The organism is Kitasatospora sp. NPDC127067 (assembly GCF_042724755.1).
GTDB lineage: Bacteria > Actinomycetota > Actinomycetes > Streptomycetales > Streptomycetaceae > Kitasatospora > Kitasatospora lactacystinica.
This window is the reverse complement of the sequence record NZ_JBHXEM010000258.1, coordinates 1-4,178: the sequence shown is the minus strand read 5'-3', so window position 1 is coordinate 4,178 and position 4,178 is coordinate 1. Positions and strand designations below refer to the sequence as shown.

Here is a 4,178-nt window from a genome sequence, read left to right as displayed (position 1 = left end):
GGACGCGAAGATCACGCAGATCTACGAGGGCACCAACCAGGTCCAGCGGATCGTGATGGCCCGCAACCTCCCGTAACCCCACCCGTAACCCCACCTCGACGTGCACCGACGGCGGGTCGGCCGGCCGCCCGGCCGTCGGTGCCGAGGCATCGTCCCGATGCTAAGTTCCGGTGAATGAGTGAGAAGGAAGAGCAGGACCAGTCCATGAATGACGGGCCCTCGAAGCCGGCGATGCGCGAGGCGCTGGTGGCCGCGGCCTTCGAGCTCTTCCTGGAGCGCGGCTTCGAACAGACGACCGTCGACGACATCGTCTCGCTGGCCGGCGTCGGCCGGCGCTCCTTCTTCCGCTACTTCCCGGCCAAGGAGGACGTGGTCTTCCCCGACCACGAGCGCAGCCTCGCCGAGATGACGGAGTTCCTGGAGTCCGGCACCGGTGAGGAGGACCCGGTCAGGCACGCCTGCGACGCCGCCCGCCTGGTCCTGCGGATGTACGCCGAGCAGCCCTCCTTCTCCGTCCAGCGCTACCGCCTGACCCGCAAGGTGCCCGGCCTGCGCGCGTACGAGCTGTCCGTGGTCTGGCGCTACGAGCACACCCTGGCCGCCTATCTGCGCGGCCGCTTCGCCGACCGCCCCGACGGCCCGCTGCGTGCGGACGTGATCGCCGCGGCCGTCGTCTCCGCGCACAACCACGCCCTGCGCACCTGGTTGCGCTCGGGCGGGGAGAGCGACTGGGTGGCCGAGGTGGACGCGGCGATGGCCTTCGTCACCGGCACCTGGGGCGAGCGCCAGGGCGATGCCGCCGACGGCGAGTCCGACGACGTCGTGGTCCTGGTCGCCAGCCGCCGCGCGCCGCTGTGGCGGATGGTCCAGGGCATCGAGAGCGCGCTGGGCGCCGACGCCCGCCAGGTCTGATCCTCACCCGCACGGCGCAGCCGCGTTCGCCGTGGCCCCGGTCGACGGCCCGTGCGCCGTGCGGGACGTCCGGCTCCGGGCGAGACTCGGTCCCGGGACGGCCCTCGCCGACGGCGGGCGGCCCGGGAGCGCGAGGGAGCGGCGATGCCGACGACGTCCCAGCAGCGGAGCAGCGGCCCGACCCTGCGCGAGGTGCTGCCGCACAAGGGCTACTTCCGCCTGTTGCTGGTCTCGGGGCTGGTCGGCGTCCCGGTCTCGCTGGCGGCCTTCGGCGTCGTCAACCTGGAGCACGAGCTCCAGCAGTGGGTCCGGGAGAGCCTGCCGGAGACGCTCGGCCACCACCAGGCCCCCTGGTGGTAGCCGCCGTGATGCTGATCGAGGCGGCCGGGCTGGGCGGCCCGCAGCCGACCGCGCTGATCCTGCCCAGCCCGCTGTCCGGCGGGCTCGGGGCGCTGGTCTTCACCGGCTTCGGCCACTGGACCGGCCTGTCGATCGGTGCGCTCTCGCTGCCGAGCGTGCCGAGGAGCGGGGTGCCCGACCCGGGGGACTTCCTCCGGGGCGTTCCGCTGGCCGCCGCGATCGCCCTGGTCTGCGTGGCGGGGCAGACCTTCGGCCGCGGGGTGAAGGCCTTCGTCACGACCGGCACCGCGCGACAGACCGCCCTGCGCATCGTGCTGTGCGCGGTCGCCGTCGGCTGCTGCCTCGCCGCGTACGCCCTGCTCACCGGCCGCTCCCCGGAGCAGGTCGCGCTCTCCGGGCAGGCCACCCTGGGCGTGCTCGCCGCCGATCCGGCCGACTGGCCGGTCGGCGTGCTGCTCGCCCTCGTGCTCTTCAAGGGGCTGGGCTGGTCGATCGCCCTCGGCAGCCTGCGCGGCGGCCCGATCTTCCCGGCGCCCCTGCTCGGTACGGCCCTCGGCACGGCCTGTGCGCCGCTGCCCGGCTTCGGGGCCGCGCCCGCGCTGGCGGTCGGCCTCGCGGCCTCGGGTGCCGCCGTCACCGGCCTGCCCGTCACCAGCACCGTCCTGGCCGCCGCGCTGCTCGGCGGCCAGGCGGCCGACTCGATGCCGCTGCTGATCGTGTCCACGGTGGCGGCCTTGATCACCGCGGAGTGGTTGCGCGGCCGGTCGAAGCGGGGCGCCGCTCCGGCCGGCCGCGCGGAGGCCCCGGGGTCAGCTGACGTCCGGGCCCGGGCCGTCCGCGACGGCGCCCAGGTACTGCTCGATCTGCTGCTGGTTCTCCACCAACCGCAGGCACAGGTGCCGCAGTTGGGCCATCTCCTCGGGGCTGAAGCCGCGGAACACGGCGGCCATCGCGCGCTCGGTGGGCACCCGGAACTCCTCCAGCCAGGCCAGCCCTTCGGGCGTCGCGGTGACCAGCACCGCCCGCCGGTCGTTCGGGTCGGGGGAGCGGCGGGCCAGCCCCTCCCGCTCCAGGGTGTCCACCAGGCCGGTCGCGTTGCGCGGGCTCACCCCGCCGGCCCGGGCCAACTCGCCCACAGTCAGCCCCGGTTCACCCGCTTCACCCGCTTCACCCGCTTCGCCCGCGGCCCCGAGCCGCACCAGCACATCCAGCGCCCCCGCGCTCAACCCCCGTCCCTGCGATCCGTGCGCCCGTAGCTTCTCCACCGCGTGGAACGCCGACCGTGCGGCGGCCGCGGCCTCCAGTGCCAGGGTGTCCCCGCCCTTGGTGAACGCGCCCATGGCCGTCCGCACCCTGCTGTCGTAGAGCCGGCCCTCGGCATCCCGCCCCAGCGGACCGGCCGACGACTCCATTGATTTATTTACCTGCTTCATAATGAAGTCATTCTGCACTTCGCGGGAATCCTGTCAAGGGGCGGCGACCCGCCAACTCGGCCGCAGTGGCCGAGACTTCGGCGGAAGCCGGAGGTGTGCTCGGCGGGAGCCGGCCGGCGTCGGGCCGCTGGGGGAGTGTCCTGTGCGGTGGGTCGGGCGGGGCCGTTGGAGTGTCGTGGGCCTGCTCCGGTCGAATGACCCCCACGGCAATCGTCCGATATGTGTATCCGCTGGTCACTGCGGCGCGTCAGAGGCCGCGTCGGCCGCAGTGGGCACCGTGTCGGTTGCGGCGGGATGTGGGGCGTGGCTCCCTGAGTCGGGGCGGGCCGATCGGTGCCGCCACCTCAACCGGAAACTCCGTGGAGGAGATTTTCATGCGCGCTCTCAAGCGTGTCCTGGCTGTCGGTTCCCTTGCCGTCCCGCTCGTGATCGGCTGCGCCGGCCTGGCCTCGGCCCACGACGGCCTGGACGCGAGCTGGGGCAAGGGTCAGTTCATCGCCAATCAGAACGGTGCCGGTGTCGCCGGTTCCGAGTCCTCCGCCGGTCCCGGCGGCGTCTCGCACATCGACTTCTGGATCTGGGCGGACGACAACGGCGTCTCCGGCTCCTTCACGGGTTCGAGTGCCACCTGGAACCACGGGTGACAGTGAGTGACATAGTTTGCGAATCCCCCCGGAGTTCCCGCGAACTCCGGGGGGATTCGCCTGTGCCCGAAGCGGCGCTCCCGCCGTTCCGCGGGCTCGGAGGTCCCGGCCAACTGTTCCCGTACGGCGGGCCGTTGTATCGAGCCGTTCGCATGATGGCTCCGTCGAGGGGCGGCTCCGCAGGGGCGGTCCGCGGCAGGGGCCCGGCGGCGACGGAGGGTGGCGCGGAGTGACGCAGAGTGCTCCAGCCGACTGATCCTGTCAGATAGGCATACGAACGGTATTTCCGCTGGTGGGGGCGGCGATTCTGACGGGACGTGAGGCCGGACGGGTCGCGGTGCCGGTTGCGGCGGGATCCGGGGCGTGGCTCTCTGAATCGCGGCGGGGCTGAACGGCACCGCCACTCAACCCAGAAACTCCGTGGAGGAGATTTTCATGCGTGCTCTCAAGCGAGTCGTGGCTGTCGGCGCCCTCACCGTCCCGCTCGTGCTCGGCTGCGCCGGCCTGGCCTCGGCCCACGAAGGCATCGACGCGAACTACGGCAAGGGCTTCTTCACCGCCAACGAGGACGCCGCAGCCCTCGCGGCGGTCGAGTCCCACGTCGGCCACGACGGTGTCTCGCACGCCAGCTTCTGGATCATCGCGGAAGACGAGGGCGTCACCGGCTCCTTCACGGGTGCGGGTGCCACCTTCAACGACGAGGACGTCGCCCCCGCCGCCGCCCCGGCGGCCGAGGCTGCCGCTCCCGCCGCCGCCCCGGCGACCGAGGTTGCGCCCGCCGCCGTTCCGGCGACCGAGGTTGCGCCCGCCGCCGTTCCGGCGACCGAGG

6 protein-coding genes are annotated in these 4,178 nt (G+C 73.0%); 5 read left to right on the top strand and 1 reads right to left on the bottom strand.

The genetic code is table 11. From position 1 onward, the window contains the following. From ACFWJ4_RS41010 to ACFWJ4_RS41000, 3 genes are all read left to right on the top strand, one after another. Positions 1–76 (top strand): acyl-CoA dehydrogenase family protein (locus tag ACFWJ4_RS41010; protein WP_374214750.1); only part of this gene is annotated, 76 nt, incomplete at its 5' end. Positions 77–174: 98 nt separating this feature from the next. Next, the gene (locus tag ACFWJ4_RS41005) at positions 175–912 is read left to right on the top strand and encodes a TetR family transcriptional regulator (protein ID WP_380554406.1); all 738 of its coding nucleotides are present in this window, start codon (positions 175–177) and stop codon (positions 910–912) included. Between the two features lie 144 nt (positions 913–1,056). Next, a complete protein-coding gene (locus tag ACFWJ4_RS41000; protein ID WP_380554403.1) occupies positions 1,057–1,272 on the top strand; it encodes a hypothetical protein in 216 nt (71 codons plus the stop codon). Positions 1,273–2,081: 809 nt separating this feature from the next. Here the strand turns inward: ACFWJ4_RS41000 and ACFWJ4_RS40995 are convergent. Next, the gene (locus tag ACFWJ4_RS40995; protein WP_380554409.1) at positions 2,082–2,612 is read right to left on the bottom strand and encodes a MarR family winged helix-turn-helix transcriptional regulator; all 531 of its coding nucleotides are present in this window, start codon (positions 2,610–2,612) and stop codon (positions 2,082–2,084) included. Positions 2,613–3,079: 467 nt separating this feature from the next. Between ACFWJ4_RS40995 and ACFWJ4_RS40990 the strand changes: the two genes are divergently transcribed. Both ACFWJ4_RS40990 and ACFWJ4_RS40985 read left to right on the top strand, forming a co-directional pair. Further along, entirely contained in the window at positions 3,080–3,349 is a 270-nt protein-coding gene (locus ACFWJ4_RS40990; protein WP_359901250.1) for a hypothetical protein, read from the top strand. A 435-nt stretch (positions 3,350–3,784) separates the two neighbouring features. Continuing rightward, positions 3,785–4,178, top strand: a 394-nt coding sequence (locus ACFWJ4_RS40985) for a hypothetical protein (RefSeq protein ID WP_380554400.1), incomplete at its 3' end; no start/stop codon positions are given.

Bases quoted from the DNA above. Each gene is read 5' to 3' on its own strand.
- ACFWJ4_RS41000 (WP_380554403.1), top strand. From the start codon at position 1,057: ATGCCGACGACGTCCCAGCAGCGGAGCAGCGGCCCGACCCTGCGCGAG.
- ACFWJ4_RS41005 (WP_380554406.1), top strand. From the start codon at position 175: ATGAGTGAGAAGGAAGAGCAGGACCAGTCCATGAATGACGGGCCCTCG.
- ACFWJ4_RS40990 (WP_359901250.1), top strand. From the start codon at position 3,080: ATGCGCGCTCTCAAGCGTGTCCTGGCTGTCGGTTCCCTTGCCGTCCCG.
- ACFWJ4_RS40995 (WP_380554409.1), bottom strand. From the start codon at position 2,612: ATGGGCGCGTTCACCAAGGGCGGGGACACCCTGGCACTGGAGGCCGCG.